Origin of the sequence: Pseudomonas siliginis, from assembly GCF_024072275.1 — a bacterium.
In the GTDB taxonomy this organism is placed as follows: Bacteria; Pseudomonadota; Gammaproteobacteria; order Pseudomonadales; family Pseudomonadaceae; genus Aquipseudomonas; species Aquipseudomonas siliginis.
In genome coordinates this window covers 4,932,455-4,946,874 of sequence record NZ_CP099598.1, presented here as the reverse complement: position 1 = coordinate 4,946,874, position 14,420 = coordinate 4,932,455, and the positions used below count along the sequence as shown (strand labels likewise).

General features: G+C 59.5%; 15 protein-coding genes and 1 tRNA gene. 7 read left to right on the top strand and 9 right to left on the bottom strand.

What is annotated here, in order from left to right; genetic code table 11:
• Window positions 1–122 precede the first annotated feature (122 nt).
• The gene (locus tag NF676_RS22690) at window positions 123–1,340 is read left to right on the top strand and encodes an MFS transporter (RefSeq protein WP_039761258.1); all 1,218 of its coding nucleotides are present in this window, start codon (window positions 123–125) and stop codon (window positions 1,338–1,340) included.
• Window positions 1,341–1,484: 144 nt separating this feature from the next.
• Here NF676_RS22690 and ychF read toward each other — a convergent pair whose 3' ends face one another.
• The 8 genes from ychF to NF676_RS22650 form a co-directional block, all read right to left on the bottom strand.
• A complete protein-coding gene (gene ychF, locus NF676_RS22685; RefSeq protein WP_016773202.1) occupies window positions 1,485–2,585 on the bottom strand; it encodes a redox-regulated ATPase YchF in 1,101 nt (366 codons plus the stop codon).
• Window positions 2,586–2,607: 22 nt separating this feature from the next.
• Window positions 2,608–3,192 carry an aminoacyl-tRNA hydrolase gene (gene pth, locus NF676_RS22680; RefSeq protein WP_016773203.1) on the bottom strand — a complete coding sequence of 195 codons (585 nt, stop codon included), beginning with the start codon at window positions 3,190–3,192 and terminating at the stop codon, window positions 2,608–2,610.
• Window positions 3,193–3,363: 171 nt separating this feature from the next.
• Complete coding sequence (locus NF676_RS22675; RefSeq protein WP_056790308.1) at window positions 3,364–3,966, bottom strand: 50S ribosomal protein L25/general stress protein Ctc; 603 nt, start codon at window positions 3,964–3,966, stop codon at window positions 3,364–3,366.
• A 141-nt stretch (window positions 3,967–4,107) separates the two neighbouring features.
• Window positions 4,108–5,049, bottom strand: a complete 942-nt coding sequence (locus tag NF676_RS22670; protein ID WP_003171603.1) for a ribose-phosphate pyrophosphokinase — start codon at window positions 5,047–5,049, stop codon at window positions 4,108–4,110.
• Between the two features lie 45 nt (window positions 5,050–5,094).
• Window positions 5,095–5,169 (bottom strand) — tRNA-Gln (locus NF676_RS22665).
• A gap of 37 nt (window positions 5,170–5,206) precedes the next feature.
• Entirely contained in the window at window positions 5,207–6,058 is an 852-nt protein-coding gene (gene ispE / locus NF676_RS22660; RefSeq protein WP_252886798.1) for a 4-(cytidine 5'-diphospho)-2-C-methyl-D-erythritol kinase, read from the bottom strand.
• Window positions 6,059–6,061: 3 nt separating this feature from the next.
• Complete coding sequence (lolB, locus tag NF676_RS22655; RefSeq protein WP_016773207.1) at window positions 6,062–6,679, bottom strand: lipoprotein insertase outer membrane protein LolB; 618 nt, start codon at window positions 6,677–6,679, stop codon at window positions 6,062–6,064.
• A gap of 3 nt (window positions 6,680–6,682) precedes the next feature.
• On the bottom strand, window positions 6,683–8,407 hold the full coding sequence (locus tag NF676_RS22650) for a tetratricopeptide repeat protein (protein ID WP_130928618.1): 1,725 nt from the start codon (window positions 8,405–8,407) through the stop codon (window positions 6,683–6,685).
• A 182-nt stretch (window positions 8,408–8,589) separates the two neighbouring features.
• Here NF676_RS22650 and hemA point away from each other — a divergent pair, with 182 nt between their 5' ends.
• From hemA to NF676_RS22620, 6 genes are all read left to right on the top strand, one after another.
• The gene (gene hemA, locus NF676_RS22645) at window positions 8,590–9,876 is read left to right on the top strand and encodes a glutamyl-tRNA reductase (RefSeq protein ID WP_252886797.1); all 1,287 of its coding nucleotides are present in this window, start codon (window positions 8,590–8,592) and stop codon (window positions 9,874–9,876) included.
• Window positions 9,873–10,955, top strand: a complete 1,083-nt coding sequence (gene prfA, locus NF676_RS22640; protein WP_016773210.1) for a peptide chain release factor 1 — start codon at window positions 9,873–9,875, stop codon at window positions 10,953–10,955. Before hemA ends, prfA begins: the two co-directional genes overlap by 4 nt.
• Window positions 10,956–11,786, top strand: a complete 831-nt coding sequence (prmC, locus tag NF676_RS22635; protein ID WP_252886796.1) for a peptide chain release factor N(5)-glutamine methyltransferase — start codon at window positions 10,956–10,958, stop codon at window positions 11,784–11,786.
• Window positions 11,780–12,535: a molybdopterin-synthase adenylyltransferase MoeB gene (locus tag NF676_RS22630; RefSeq protein WP_252886795.1), complete on the top strand. Its 756-nt coding sequence runs from the start codon at window positions 11,780–11,782 to the stop codon at window positions 12,533–12,535. The genes prmC and NF676_RS22630 overlap by 7 nt, the downstream gene beginning before the upstream one ends.
• Window positions 12,528–13,319, top strand: a complete 792-nt coding sequence (gene murI / locus NF676_RS22625) for a glutamate racemase (RefSeq protein WP_252886794.1) — start codon at window positions 12,528–12,530, stop codon at window positions 13,317–13,319. Before NF676_RS22630 ends, murI begins: the two co-directional genes overlap by 8 nt.
• Before the next feature lie 111 nt (window positions 13,320–13,430).
• Entirely contained in the window at window positions 13,431–13,949 is a 519-nt protein-coding gene (locus NF676_RS22620; RefSeq protein ID WP_041480001.1) for an acyloxyacyl hydrolase, read from the top strand.
• A 133-nt stretch (window positions 13,950–14,082) separates the two neighbouring features.
• Here NF676_RS22620 and NF676_RS22615 read toward each other — a convergent pair whose 3' ends face one another.
• Complete coding sequence (locus NF676_RS22615; RefSeq protein WP_024014290.1) at window positions 14,083–14,388, bottom strand: YkgJ family cysteine cluster protein; 306 nt, start codon at window positions 14,386–14,388, stop codon at window positions 14,083–14,085.
• Window positions 14,389–14,420 lie beyond the last annotated feature (32 nt).

Sequence of the window (14,420 nt, the reverse complement as noted above, 5' to 3'; positions counted from 1 at the left end):
AGCTCCTACGCGAGATAGGAATGTTGGTTAGTTAGCTGGCTAAGGGGATAGCGCTGGCGCACCGAAAAATGGCACATTGACGCACCTGCCTGCGGGCACCCATCTGCTGTCCGGAATTTTCCATGGCTATCAGCAACGTCCAGACCGCCGCTGCCTCGGCGACCGCTGCTCCGCAAAGCAGCCCCTTGGTGATGCGCATCATCGGCGCGGTGGCGCTGGCGCATCTGATCAATGACCTGATCCAGTCGGTGCTGCCGTCGATCTACCCGATGCTCAAGGCCAACTATGGCCTGACGTTTACCCAGGTCGGCCTGATCACCTTGACCTTTCAGTTGACCGCGTCGCTGTTGCAGCCGTGGGTCGGGTATCACACTGATCGCCACCCCAAACCGTGGCTGTTACCGGCAGGCACGGTGTGTACCTTGATCGGCATTCTGATGATGTCGGTGGTCGGCAGCTTCCCATTGATTCTGCTGGCGGCGGCGCTGATTGGTATCGGCTCGTCGACCTTTCACCCGGAAGCCTCGCGTGTTGCGCGGCTGGCCTCGGGCGGCCGGTTTGGTCTGGCGCAATCGACCTTTCAGGTCGGCGGCAATGCCGGCTCCGCGTTCGGCCCATTGCTGGCGGCGGCGATCATCATTCCCTTCGGCCAGGGCAATGTGGCGTGGTTCGGTCTGTTCGCGGTGTTTGCGCTGTTCGTGCTGTACCGCATCAGCCGCTGGTACGCCAATCACCTGAACCTGTTCAAGCTCAAGGCCGGCCAGGCGGCGACGCACGGCTTGTCGAAGGGCAGGGTGACCAGTGCGCTGGTGGTGCTCGGGCTGCTGGTGTTCTCCAAGTATTTTTACATGGCCAGTTTCACCAGTTATTTCACCTTCTACCTGATCGAGAAGTTCGACCTGTCAGTGGCGAGTTCGCAATTGCACTTGTTCCTGTTTTTGGGCGCAGTGGCGGCTGGGACGTTCTTCGGCGGGCCTATCGGCGACAAGATCGGGCGCAAGGCAGTGATCTGGTTTTCCATCCTGGGGGTGGCGCCATTCACCCTGATCCTGCCGCATGTCGATCTGTTCTGGACCAGCATTCTCAGCGTGGTGATCGGCTTCATTCTGGCGTCGGCATTCTCGGCGATCGTGGTGTACGCGCAGGAACTGGTGCCGGGTAATGTCGGGATGATTGCCGGGATTTTCTTCGGCCTGATGTTCGGTTTCGGCGGGATTGGCGCGGCGCTGCTCGGGCATCTGGCGGATGTGCACGGGATTGAGTACGTGTATTTCCTTTGCTCATTCCTGCCGTTGTTTGGTGTGTTGGCGATCTTTTTGCCGCGTACTAAAAAAGCTTGAGATCAAAAGATCGCAGCCTTCGGCAGCTCCTACAGGGGATAGATGTACATCTGTAGGAGCTGCCGAAGGCTGCGATCTTTTAACAATCTTTCGGGCACAAAAAAGCCGCGTATCAAACGCGGCTTTTTCTTGTGCGGCTGTTGCTTAGACGTTGAAGCGGAAGTGCATCACGTCGCCGTCCTTGACGATGTAATCCTTGCCTTCCAGACGCCATTTGCCTGCTTCTTTGGCGCCGGCTTCGCCCTTGTACTGGATGAAGTCGTTGTAGGCGATGACTTCGGCACGGATGAAGCCTTTTTCGAAGTCGGTGTGGATCACGCCGGCGGCCTGTGGTGCGGTGGCACCGACCTTGACGGTCCAGGCGCGGACTTCTTCGACACCGGCGGTGAAGTAGGTCTGCAGGTGGAGCATTTCGTAACCGGCGCGGATCACGCGGTTCAGGCCAGGCTCTTCCAGGCCCAGGGCCTCGAGGAACATGTCCTTCTCTTCGCCGTCGTCGAGCTCGGCGATTTCCGCTTCGATCTTGTTGCACACCGGAACGACCATGGCGCCTTCTTCTTCGGCGATGGCCTTGACCACGTCCAGGTGCGGGTTGTTCTCGAAACCGTCTTCGGCAACGTTGGCGATGTACATGACCGGTTTGGTGGTCAGCAGGTGGAAGCCCTTGATCACGGCTTTCTCATCCGCGCTCATGTTCTTCATCAGGCTGCGTGCCGGTTTGGCTTCGGTGAAGTGCGCGATCAGTTGCTCAAGCAGAGCCTTCTGAACCACGGCGTCCTTGTCACCGCCCTTGGCGTTGCGCGCGACTTTCTGCAGTTGTTTCTCGCAGCTGTCGAGGTCGGCGAAGATCAGTTCCAGGTCGATGATTTCGATGTCGCGTTTCGGGTCGACGCTGTTGGACACGTGGATCACGTTGTCGTCTTCGAAGCAGCGCACCACGTGAGCGATAGCGTCGGTTTCGCGGATGTTGGCCAGGAACTTGTTGCCCAGGCCTTCACCTTTCGAGGCGCCGGCGACGAGGCCGGCGATGTCGACGAATTCCATGGTGGTCGGCAGGATGCGCTTGGGATTGACGATGGCCGCCAGCGCTTCCAGGCGCGGATCCGGCATCGGCACGATGCCGCTGTTCGGCTCGATGGTGCAGAAGGGGAAGTTCTCCGCCGCGATACCGGATTTGGTCAGGGCGTTGAACAGGGTGGACTTGCCGACGTTAGGCAGGCCGACGATGCCGCAATTGAATCCCATGGTGTTTCCCCTCGGGTAAAAGTCAGGCCTTCTGGCTGTGCAGGTTTTTCATCGCGCGGTTCCATTCCCCGGCGAGGATATCCGGCAGCACGCCGAGGGCAAAGTCGATGCTGGCATCGAGTTTTTCCTGTTCGGCGCGTGGCGCACGACCCAGGACGAAATTTGAAACCATACTGGCAACGCCCGGGTGGCCGATGCCAAGCCGCAGGCGGTAGAACGTATTCTGATTGCCCAGTTGCGCAATGATGTCGCGCAACCCGTTGTGACCGCCATGGCCGCCGCCCTGCTTGAGCTTGGCAACGCCCGGAGGCAAGTCGAGTTCGTCATGCGCCACGAGGATTTCTTCAGGCTTGATGCGGAAGAAACCGGCGAGTGCCGCCACGGCCTGGCCGCTGCGGTTCATGTAGGTGGTGGGAATCAGCAGACGAACATCCTGACCCTGATGCGAGTAGCGCCCGGTCAGGCCGAAATATTTGCGATCGGCCACGAGATTCACATTCTGTGCGTGGGCGATGCGCTCAACAAAAAGGGCCCCTGCGTTATGCCGGGTCTGTTCGTATTCAGCGCCTGGATTTCCCAGGCCAACGATCAGTTTGATGGCAGTCACGATAGGGGCCCTTCCTTGGAGTGGTGGATAACATCGCCGCGATCGGGGAAAGCGGCGAAAGTGGACGAAAAATGCTCATTTACCATGGATGTAAACTCCGCGTTCTCGCCCGCTTTCTCGCTACGTTCCAGTCCGCGATGTTACTTGCTCACTCCGGCATGACAGAGTGAATTACTCTGCTTCGCCTTCTTCGGCAGGTTCTGCAGCAACACGTGGAGCGTGGACGTTGGCAACAGCCTTGTCATCGCCGTGTGCCAGAGCAACGAACTCAACACCTTTAGGAGCTTTGAGGTCCGACAGGTGAATGATGGTGCCGATTTCTGCTTTCGAAAGATCGACTTCGATGAACTCAGGCAGATCTTTTGGCAGGCAGGTCACTTCGATTTCAGCAACAACGTGCGAAACTTCGCCGCCTTTCTTCACTGGAGCTTCTTCGCCAACAAAGTGTACAGGCACGATGGCGGTCAGTTTCTGGCCGGCAACAACGCGTACGAAGTCAGCGTGCATCACGTGGCCTTTGGCCGGGTGACGCTGCAGAGCCTTGATGATGACGTTCTGCTTGGTGCCACCAACGTTCAGCTCGATGATGTGGCTGTAAGCCGCTTCGTTTTCGAGCAGTTTGGCAACTTCTTTGGCCAGCATGCTGATGGATTCAGGGGCTTTGTCGCCACCGTAAACAACAGCTGGAACCAGAGCGGCGAGACGACGCAGGCGGCGGCTCGCACCTTTCCCCAGGTCGGAACGCACTTCAGCATTCAGAGTAAAATCGTTCATTTTGTATCTCCAAAATAGCCATGACCGAGTGGCGTTTGCGACCAGCGCCGAACACGGTATGGGCAAAAAAGCCCCGCCCCGACAGGAATGCCGGGGCGGGGCGCTTTTCGTCAACGAGACATTTCGCGAAGGGCAGGGCCCTTAACGGAACATCGCGCTGATCGATTCTTCATTGCTGATGCGGCGAACCGCTTCGGCAACAACCGGTGCGATATCCAGTTGACGGATACGTGCACAGGCTTGTGCTGCAGCGGACAGCGGGATGGTGTTAGTGACCACCAGCTCGTCCAGCACGGAATTTTCGATATTCTCGATGGCCCGGCCCGACAGCACAGGGTGTGTGCAGTAGGCAAAGACCTTGGCTGCGCCATGCTCTTTCAGGGCCTTGGCCGCGTGGCACAGGGTGCCGGCGGTATCGACCATGTCATCGACCAGAATACAGGTACGCCCTTCGACATCACCGATGATATGCATCACTTCAGAGTGATTGGCTTTCTCACGGCGTTTGTCGATGATCCCGAGATCGACGCCCAGCGACTTGGCAACAGCCCGTGCACGCACGACGCCACCAATATCCGGGGACACGATCATCAGGTTTTCGAAGCGCTGATCTTCGATGTCATCCACCAGAACCGGGGAGCCGTAGATGTTATCTACCGGAATATCGAAGAAGCCTTGAATCTGGTCAGCATGCAGATCAACCGTGAGAACACGGTCGATGCCGACTACGGTAAGCATGTCAGCAACGACTTTCGCGCTGATAGCCACACGTGCGGAACGCGGACGGCGATCCTGACGGGCATAACCAAAATAAGGAATAACAGCAGTGATACGAGTAGCTGAGGAGCGGCGGAAGGCATCAGCCATCACTACCAGTTCCATCAGGTTATCGTTGGTCGGAGCGCAGGTCGGCTGAATAATGAAGACGTCTTTACCGCGAACGTTTTCATTGATCTCGGCTGTGATTTCGCCGTCGGAAAACTTGCCGACAGAGATGTCACCGAGAGGGATATGCAGCTGACGTACGACACGCCGAGCCAGATCGGGGTTGGCATTCCCCGTAAAGACCATCATCTTGGACACGCGCAGTACCTAGAGGCTGAGGGTAACCTGGATGAGTAGAGAAAATGGCAGGGGCGGCTGGATTCGAACCAACGCATGGCAGGATCAAAACCTGCTGCCTTACCGCTTGGCGACGCCCCTGTATCTGTTGCTTTCAAGTGCCGGGCACTTGATTCCTTTAGAGCAGACTTTGCAGCTTGCGATGCAACATCGAAACGTTGCTTCCTTTCGCTACAAACCCTGTAAGGGTCTCTGTCAGAAGGGCCGAGACTTTATCAGCTTCAGCTTTGCTTGGGAAGCCCCCAAACACACAACTTCCAGTTCCGGTGAGCTTTGCTTCGGTAAATTTACCTAACAAATCCAATGCGTTACGTACCTCTGGATAACGCCTTGCTACCACCGGCAAGCAGTCATTTCGACTGTTTCCCTCGGGAACGGGGCGCACTTTAATGGGCGGTGTGTTACGTGTCAACAAAGGATCGGAAAAAATTTCTGCCGTACTAACAGCGACTTGCGGCACGAGCACCAGATACCACGGTTCTTCGGGGTCGACCGGGGTCAGTTTCTCGCCGACGCCCTCGGCAAATGCCGCATGGCCACGGACGAACACCGGTACGTCGGCACCGAGTGACAGGCCCAGTTCCGCCAGGCGATCTTCATCCCAGCCCAGTTGCCACAAATGGTTGAGCCCGAGCAGGGTCGTCGCCGCATTCGAGCTGCCGCCGCCAATGCCGCCGCCCATGGGCAGGACTTTGTCGATCCAGATGTCGATGCCGAGCGCGCAGGCGGATTGTTGCTGCAACATTTTCGCTGCGCGCACGATCAGATTGCTGTCGTGAGGCACGCCGGCGAACTCGGTGTGCAGTTGAATCACGCCGTCATCGCGCAAGGCGAAAGTGATTTCATCGCCATAATCGAGGAACTGAAACAGCGTCTGCAATTCGTGATAACCGTCTTCACGGCGACCGAGAATGTGCAGCATCAAGTTGAGTTTGGCCGGCGAGGGCAGGGTCAGGCGTGCAGCGGTCATGCTTTATTGCCCCAACTTGCGCGGTTGCCAGGTTTTGATCACCAGCGTCACGTCAAGGTCGGTGCCGTGCAGCTTGATGCGCTCGGGCAGCCAATAACCATTCTGTTCGGTGTAGGCGGTGTATTCGACTTTCCAGCCGTCCTGCTCAAGGCTGGCCAGACGGCTGTCGGCGTCCAGATTCAAGCGACTCTTGCTTTCCGGGGCTGGCAGGCCGCGAACCCACCAGGCCAGATTCGACACCGGCAATTTCCAGCCCAGTTGCTCTTCGAGCAAGGCTTCAGGAGATTGCGATTCGTAGCGGCCCTGGTTGGCGACTTCCAGCGATACCTTGCCCGGGCGCCCGGTCAGACGTGCCGCACCACGACCCAGCGGGCCGGACAGGCGAATGTCGTAGTAGTCCTGACGCTGCAGCCAGAACAGCGTGCCGCTGCCGGAATCTTTCGGCGCGCGGATGCCGATCTTGCCGTCGATCTGCCAGCCATCGAGGCCGGTCAGTTGCTGTTTGTTTGCCGCCCATTGGGCCGGGCTGCCGTGGCCCTCGACCGATTCGCGAGTGCCGAAGCCCGAGCAGCCGGCGAGGAGGGCGATGAAGCTGAAAACAATAACGTGGCGCAAAAGCATGGTTTAAAGATTCTCGGATCCGGTCAGGCGCTTGATGGTGCTGCGCAGAATGGTGCTGTCGGGCTGATCCTTGAGGAACTTGCCCCACACTTGTTTGGCTTCGCGCTGATTGCCCTTGGCCCACAGAACCTCGCCAAGGTGCGCGGCGACTTCGTGGTCAGGGAAACGCTCGAGCGCCTGGCGCAGGTATTTCTCCGCGTCGTCCAGATTCCCCAAGCGATAGTTCACCCAGCCGAGGCTGTCGAGAACTGCCGGGTCTTCCGGGTTGATCTGGTGCGCCTGCTCGATCAGCGTTTTCGCTTCAGCGTAGCGGGTGGTGCGATCGGACAAGGTGTAGCCCAGAGCATTGAGCGCCATGGCGTTGTCCGGGTCGCGCTTGATGATCAGGCGCAGGTCTTTCTCCATTTGCGCCAGATCATTGCGTTTCTCCGCGAGCATGGCGCGGGTGTAAAGCAGATTGAGATCGTCCGGGTATTTCTGCAGCGCTTGTTGCAGAACCTTCCAGGCCTTGTCGTCCTGTTTGTTGGCCGACAGGGTTTCCGATTCGATCAGATACAGCTGGATCGCGTAATCCGGTTGCTCGTCACGCTCGGCCGCCAGCTTGCTCTGCGCTTCGGCGGTTTTGCCGTTGCTCATCAGGATATCGGCCTGACGCAGCTGTGCCGGCAGATAGTCATTGCCCGGGCCGACCTGGGCGTATTCGATGAGCGCGCCTTGCGGGTCATTGCGTTCTTCGGCAATCCGGCCGAGATTCAGATGCGCTGAATCGACGTGGCTTTCGCGAGCGATCAGGTCTTCCAGATAGCCCTTGGCTTCATCCCACGCCTTGGCTTCCAGGCACACCAGTGCCAGCGAGTAACGCAGTTCATCGTCTTCCGGGTATTGCTGAACGAGCGTGGAGAATTCGGCCTTGGCGTCGTCCATGCGGTCCTGTTCTACCAGCATGCGCGCGTAAGTCAGGCGCAGGCGTTTGTCTTCCGGGTATTTCCTGATGCTTTTCTGCAACAGCGGCAGCGCTTCGTCGCCACGGTTGAGCAATTGAAGCAGGCGCGCACGCAGCAGGATAGGTGCGATTTCGCCGTCTTCCGGTGGGTTGTCTTCGAGCAGAGTCAGCGCGCCTTGATTGTCGCCGTCTTGCTGGAGCAGCAGAGCCTTGCCGAAAATCAGCTGATTGTTGTTCGGGTGGCGCTCAAGCAAACGGTCGAAGCTTTTCATCAGGCCGTTGCGGGTTTCCTGATCGGTGTCGGCGGCCGACAGCGCGAGGAAATCGAAATGGGTGTCGCCCTTGCCCTGCAGGACTTTCTCCATGTAGACCATGGAGTCGTCGTAACGCCCGGCGCGGGCCAGTTGCACGGCGGCGGCGCGTTGCGCTTCGAGATCGTCCGGGGCATTGCGGGCCCAGATCAGCGCGGTGTCGAGGGCCGGTTGATCGGCGCCCAGATATTCGGCGATGCGGAACGCACGCTCGGAAACGCCCGGATCCTGGGTGTTGATGGCCTGGGTCACGTAATTGTCCAAGGCAATGTCGAAACGATTGCGCTGGCCAGCGAGTTCGGCGCTCAGCAGGCTGAACACGGTTTCCTCGCTGAACGAGCCGTAAACCTTGGGCTTTTCAGGTGCGGGCGTGGTGTCTTCGACCGGCGGGGTGCCATCCGGCGCAACGGGCGCCATGGCCTGGCAGCCGCTGAGGAAGACAAAAGCGAGGAGCAACGCGGAAGATCTATTCATATAGGAAGAGGACGACTAACCTGCGGTCGGATCATCATGACACAAGCCTTCGGCCAAACATAACCGAGACTCAATTGTGGCCATTATAGGGGCTGACGATTGGGACAATAGTCAGCGGTAGTTGTTCTGAATCTTTCGAAGTAGGACAATTGCCGGCTTCACGTCACCACCAGCGACCTTGAATGGCCTTCCTTGCACTCGGTATTAACCACAAGACTGCTTCAGTAGACGTCCGCGAGCGCGTGGCCTTTACCCCTGAGCAGCTGGTGGAGGCCTTGCAGCAGCTCTGCCGACTGACCGACAGCCGCGAAGCCGCGATCCTCTCCACCTGCAATCGCAGTGAGCTTTATATAGAACAGGATCAGCTGTCGGCCGATGCCGTGCTGCGCTGGCTGGCCGATTATCACCATCTGAGTCTCGACGAGCTGCGCGCCAGTGCTTACGTGCATGAAGACGATGCGGCTGTTCGTCACATGATGCGCGTCGCCTCCGGGCTCGACTCGCTGGTGCTGGGCGAACCGCAGATTCTCGGTCAGATGAAATCGGCCTACGCCGTGGCCCGCGAGGCCGGCACCATCGGTCCGCTACTGGGGCGGTTGTTCCAGGCGACGTTCAATGCCGCCAAGCAGGTGCGTACCGATACTGCGATTGGCGAGAACCCGGTGTCGGTGGCGTTTGCTGCGGTGAGCCTGGCGAAACAGATTTTCAGCGATCTGCAACGCAGCCAGGCGCTGCTGATCGGTGCCGGCGAGACGATTACGCTGGTCGCGCGCCATTTGCATGAGCTGGGGGTCAAGCGCATCGTCGTCGCCAACCGCACGCTCGAGCGCGCCAGTCAGTTGGCCGAGCAGTTCGGCGCTCACGCGGTGCTGCTCTCGGACATCCCGGCGGAGCTGGTGCGCAGCGACATCGTCATCAGTTCGACCGCCAGCCAGTTGCCGATCCTCGGCAAGGGTGCGGTGGAAAGTGCGCTGAAGCTGCGCAAGCACAAGCCGATCTTCATGGTCGACATCGCGGTACCACGAGATATCGAGCCAGAAGTCGGCGAGTTGGACGACGTTTACCTGTACAGCGTCGACGATCTCCACGAAGTGGTCGCCGAGAACCTCAAGAGCCGTCAGGGCGCTGCGCAAGCGGCGGAGGAGATGGTCTCGGTCGGCGCCGACGATTTCATGGTGCGCCTGCGCGAACTGGCGGCAGTCGATGTGCTCAAGGCCTATCGTCAACAGAGCGAGCGCTTGCGTGACGAGGAATTGCAAAAAGCCCTGCGTCTGCTGGCCAACGGCGGCAACGCCGAAGACGTGCTCGGGCAACTGGCCCGTGGCCTGACCAACAAACTCTTGCATGCGCCCAGCGTGCAATTGAAAAAGCTGTCTGCCGAAGGCCGCCTCGATGCGCTGGCCATGGCCCAGGAACTCTTTGCCCTTGAGGGCTCACCGGATAGTTTTTCGGATAAAAAACCGCAATGAAAGCGTCACTGCTCAACAAGCTGGACATTCTCCAGGACCGTTTCGAGGAACTGACCGCGCTGCTCGGCGACGGTGAAGTCATTGCCGATCAGGCCAAATTCCGCGCCTATTCCAAGGAGTACGCCGAACTCGAGCCGGTAGTGGCCGCCTATAAAAAGCTGCTCGGCGTACAAAGCGATCTTGAAGGCGCGCAGGCGCTGCTCAAGGACAACGACCCGGACATGCGCGAAATGGCCGTGGAAGAAGTTCGCGAAGCCAAGGAGTTGCTGGTCACGCTGGAATCCGATCTGCAGCGCATGTTGCTGCCTAAAGATCCGAATGACGGGCGCAACGTCTTCCTCGAAATCCGCGCCGGCACCGGTGGCGACGAGGCGGCGATCTTCTCCGGCGACCTGTTCCGCATGTACTCGCGTTATGCCGAGCGGCGTGGCTGGCGCGTCGAGATCCTCTCGGAAAACGAAGGCGAACACGGTGGCTATAAAGAAGTCATCGCGCGCATTGAAGGCGACAACGTTTACGGCAAGCTGAAATTCGAGTCCGGCGCGCACCGCGTTCAGCGCGTACCCGCCACCGAATCCCAGGGTCGGATCCACACCTCGGCGTGCACCGTGGCAGTGTTGCCGGAGCCGGACGAGCGCGAAGCGATCGAGATCAACCCGGCGGATCTGCGTGTCGATACTTACCGTTCCTCTGGCGCTGGTGGTCAGCACGTCAACACCACCGATTCGGCGATCCGCATCACCCACATCCCGACCGGCACCGTCGTCGAGTGTCAGGAAGAACGTTCCCAGCACAAGAACCGTGCCCGGGCGATGGCGTGGCTGTCGGCGAAACTCAACGATCAGCAGAACGCAGCGGCGGCCAACGCGATTGCCAGTGAGCGCAAGTTGCTGGTCGGCTCCGGCGATCGTTCCGAGCGCATCCGCACCTACAACTACGCCCAGGGCCGGGTCACCGACCATCGCGTCAACCTGACCCTGTATTCGCTGGATGAAATTCTCGCCGGTGGCGTTGAAGCCGTGATCGAGCCGTTGCTGGCCGAATATCAGGCTGACCAACTCGCAGCGATAGGTGAATAAATGACCATCATCGCCAGCCTGTTGCGCGCTGCCGAGTTGCCGGACTCGCCGACTGCGCGTCTGGACGCTGAATTGCTCCTGGCCGCCGCATTGGGCAAGTCGCGCAGCTTCCTGCACACCTGGCCCGAGCGCATCGTGCCGAGCGAGGCTGCGCTGACCTTTGCCGAATATCTGCAACGCCGCCGCAGTGGCGAGCCGGTGGCCTACATTCTCGGCCAGCAGGGCTTCTGGAAACTCGATCTGGAAGTCGCGCCGCACACGCTGATTCCGCGCCCGGACACTGAACTGCTGGTGGAGGCAGCCCTTGAGCTGCTGCCGGCAACCCCGGCCAAGGTCCTCGACTTGGGCACCGGCAGTGGCGCGATTGCTTTGGCTTTGGCCAGCGAACGCCCGGCGTGGAAAGTCACCGCCGTGGATCGTGTGCTTGAAGCCGTGGCCCTGGCCGAACGCAACCGCCAGCGTCTGCACCTGAACAACGCCACGGTGCTGAACAGCCATTGGTTCAGCGCCCTTGAAGGCCAGCGCTTTCAACTGATCATCAGCAACCCGCCGTACATTGCCGCCGCCGATCCGCATCTGGTCGAGGGCGATGTACGCTTCGAACCGGCCAGTGCGCTGATCGCCGGTGAAGATGGCCTCGACGATCTGCGCCTGATTGTTGCGCAGGCGCCGGATCATCTTGAAGCCGGCGGCTGGCTGATGCTCGAACACGGCTATGATCAGGCCGAAGCCGTGCGTGATCTGCTGCTTACCCGTGGCTTTGAAGAAGTCCATAGCCGCACCGATCTGGGCGGCCATCAACGCATCAGTCTGGGGCGCCTGCCGTGCTGAATGATCAGGAATTGCTGCGCTACAGCCGGCAGATTCTGCTGCAACACATCGACATCGACGGGCAGCTGAAGCTCAAAGGCAGCCGCGTGCTGATCGTCGGCCTCGGCGGTCTCGGCGCGCCGGTGGCGTTGTATCTGGCGGCAGCGGGCGTCGGCGAATTGCATCTGGCGGATTTCGACACGGTCGATCTGACCAATCTGCAACGGCAGATCATTCACGACACCGACAGTGTCGGCATGTCCAAGGTCGACTCGGCGCTCAAGCGCCTGGGCGCGATCAATCCGGAAATTCAACTGGTCGCTCATCGCCAGGCGCTGGACGAGGATTCTCTAGGTGCAGCGGTGGCGGCGGTGGATCTGGTGCTCGATTGTTCGGACAACTTTTCCACGCGCGAGGCGGTTAACGCCGCTTGTGTTGCCGCGTGCAAGCCACTGGTCAGTGGCGCGGCGATTCGTCTGGAAGGGCAGTTGTCGGTGTTCGATCCACGACGTGCCGACAGCCCTTGCTATCACTGCCTGTACGGTCACGGCAGCGAAGCCGAACTGACCTGCAGCGAGGCCGGCGTGGTCGGGCCATTGCTCGGTCTGGTCGGCAGCTTGCAGGCGCTGGAAGCGTTGAAGGTGCTGGTCGGCTTTGGCGAACCGTTGGTGGGGCGGTTGTTGCTGATCGATGCCCTGGGTTCGCGATTCCGTGAGCTGCGGGTCAAGCGTGATCCGGGCTGCAGCGTCTGTGGCGCCCGCCATGCGTGAAGCGCCGATCGGCGTGTTCGATTCCGGGGTCGGCGGCTTGTCGGTCCTCGGCGAAATTCAGCGCTTGCTGTCCAACGAATCGCTGCTTTACGTCGCCGATTGCGGGCACATTCCTTACGGCGAGAAAACCCCGGAATTCATCCGCGAGCGTTGCAGCGTGATGGCTGGGTTTTTTCGCGAGCAGGGGGCCAAAGCTTTGGTGCTGGCGTGCAATACCGCGACCGTGGCGGGGGTTGCCGATCTGCGTCGCGATTTCCCCGACTGGCCGATTGTCGGCATGGAACCGGCGGTCAAACCGGCCGCAGCGGCCACACGAAGCGGCGTGGTTGGCGTCCTGGCCACGACCGGCACGTTGCAGAGCGCGAAGTTTGCCGCGTTGCTCGATCGCTTCGCGGCTGACATAAAAGTCATCACCCAGCCCTGTCCGGGACTGGTCGAACTGATCGAAACGGGTGATCTGCACAGCGCCGAATTACGCACTTTATTGCAAGGTTACGTCGCTCCATTGCTGGCGCAAAACTGCGACACGATCATTCTTGGCTGTACCCATTATCCCTTCCTCAAGCCGCTACTCAGGTCGATGATCGCCGACGATGTCAGCCTGATCGATACCGGAGATGCCGTGGCCCGGCAGTTGCAACGCTTGCTCGCCGAGCGTGATCTGCTGGCGCAACGTCCGAGCCAGCCGGTGAAGTTCTGGACCAGCGGCGATCCGCAATCTCTCAGAAAAATCCTACCGTTGCTGGGCCAAACTGCGTCGAATGTGCAAAACTTCGACTTGTAAAAAAAATGTGAAATAACTAAAAAAACGCTGAACTTCTGACCAAGCGCGGATTTCTATAGCGACAGCAGCAACTAAAAACCAAACGATCGTTCCGGAAAAGGAAGTTTCAAAGTGAAGCGACTATTCTGCTTGGCCGCGATTGCGGCCGCACTGATGGGGCAAAGCATTACTGCACAAGCCGCTGGCGTTGAATTCGCCGTCGGCGGTACCAGCGATTCGACAATGACGTATCGCTTAGGCATGAATTTCGACTGGGACAAGAGCTGGCTGCAGAGCGACGTGGGTCGCCTGACCGGCTACTGGAGCGGTGCCTACACGTACTGGGAAGGTGACAAGACTTCCAGCAACAACAGCCTGTCGTTCTCGCCTGTATTCGTTTACGAGTTTGCCGGTCAGTCGGTCAAGCCATACGTGGAAGCGGGTATCGGCGTGGCGTTCTTCTCCAACACCGAATACGAAAGCAACAACCTGGGCGGCTCCTTCCAGTTTGAAGACCGCATCGGTGTCGGCCTGCGTTTCAACGGCGGCCACGAAGTCGGCATCCGCGCCACGCACTACTCCAACGCCGGCCTGTCCAGCGACAACGATGGTGTAGAAAGCTACGCGCTGCATTACACAATGCCGCTGTAATCCGCCTACGCGGAACCAACGTGGGAGCGAGCCTGCTCGCGAAAGCAGAGTGTCAGTCACTTCAAATGGTGGCTGACACACCGCCTTCGCGAGCAGGCTCGCTCCCACAGTTGTTTCTGCGCCGTCAAAGAAATCAGCGGTAGGCTGTAGCAATTCCCCGGCGCTCTTCGATGCACTCCGGCGCGCCCATTTCAAACTCGCGGCAAATCAGCGGGCGTCGTTCATAGATCGTGCACATCATGCTGTCGCGATCCAGTGCCGCGCACCAGCCGTCGTCCAGACGCAGCATCACTTCGCCGCCCCATTCATCGGTATCGATAAAGCGATCAGGCACGCCGGTGTCGGTGATCAGCATCACTTCGAGCTGGCAGCAGCACGCCGCACAGGTCGAGCAGGTGACCGCCGGTTCGGCGATTTGTGTGTGAGGGATGGTTTTCATCGTGGCAGTGTAAGGCAGTGATCGCGGTGGGT

Bases quoted from the DNA above. Each gene is read 5' to 3' on its own strand.
- prmC (WP_252886796.1), top strand. From the start codon at position 10,956: ATGACCATCATCGCCAGCCTGTTGCGCGCTGCCGAGTTGCCGGACTCG.
- NF676_RS22675 (WP_056790308.1), bottom strand. From the start codon at position 3,966: ATGAACGATTTTACTCTGAATGCTGAAGTGCGTTCCGACCTGGGGAAA.
- NF676_RS22615 (WP_024014290.1), bottom strand. From the start codon at position 14,388: ATGAAAACCATCCCTCACACACAAATCGCCGAACCGGCGGTCACCTGC.
- lolB (WP_016773207.1), bottom strand. From the start codon at position 6,679: ATGCTTTTGCGCCACGTTATTGTTTTCAGCTTCATCGCCCTCCTCGCC.
- NF676_RS22650 (WP_130928618.1), bottom strand. From the start codon at position 8,407: ATGAATAGATCTTCCGCGTTGCTCCTCGCTTTTGTCTTCCTCAGCGGC.
- prfA (WP_016773210.1), top strand. From the start codon at position 9,873: ATGAAAGCGTCACTGCTCAACAAGCTGGACATTCTCCAGGACCGTTTC.
- hemA (WP_252886797.1), top strand. From the start codon at position 8,590: ATGGCCTTCCTTGCACTCGGTATTAACCACAAGACTGCTTCAGTAGAC.
- NF676_RS22690 (WP_039761258.1), top strand. From the start codon at position 123: ATGGCTATCAGCAACGTCCAGACCGCCGCTGCCTCGGCGACCGCTGCT.
- ychF (WP_016773202.1), bottom strand. From the start codon at position 2,585: ATGGGATTCAATTGCGGCATCGTCGGCCTGCCTAACGTCGGCAAGTCC.
- ispE (WP_252886798.1), bottom strand. From the start codon at position 6,058: ATGACCGCTGCACGCCTGACCCTGCCCTCGCCGGCCAAACTCAACTTG.
- murI (WP_252886794.1), top strand. From the start codon at position 12,528: ATGCGTGAAGCGCCGATCGGCGTGTTCGATTCCGGGGTCGGCGGCTTG.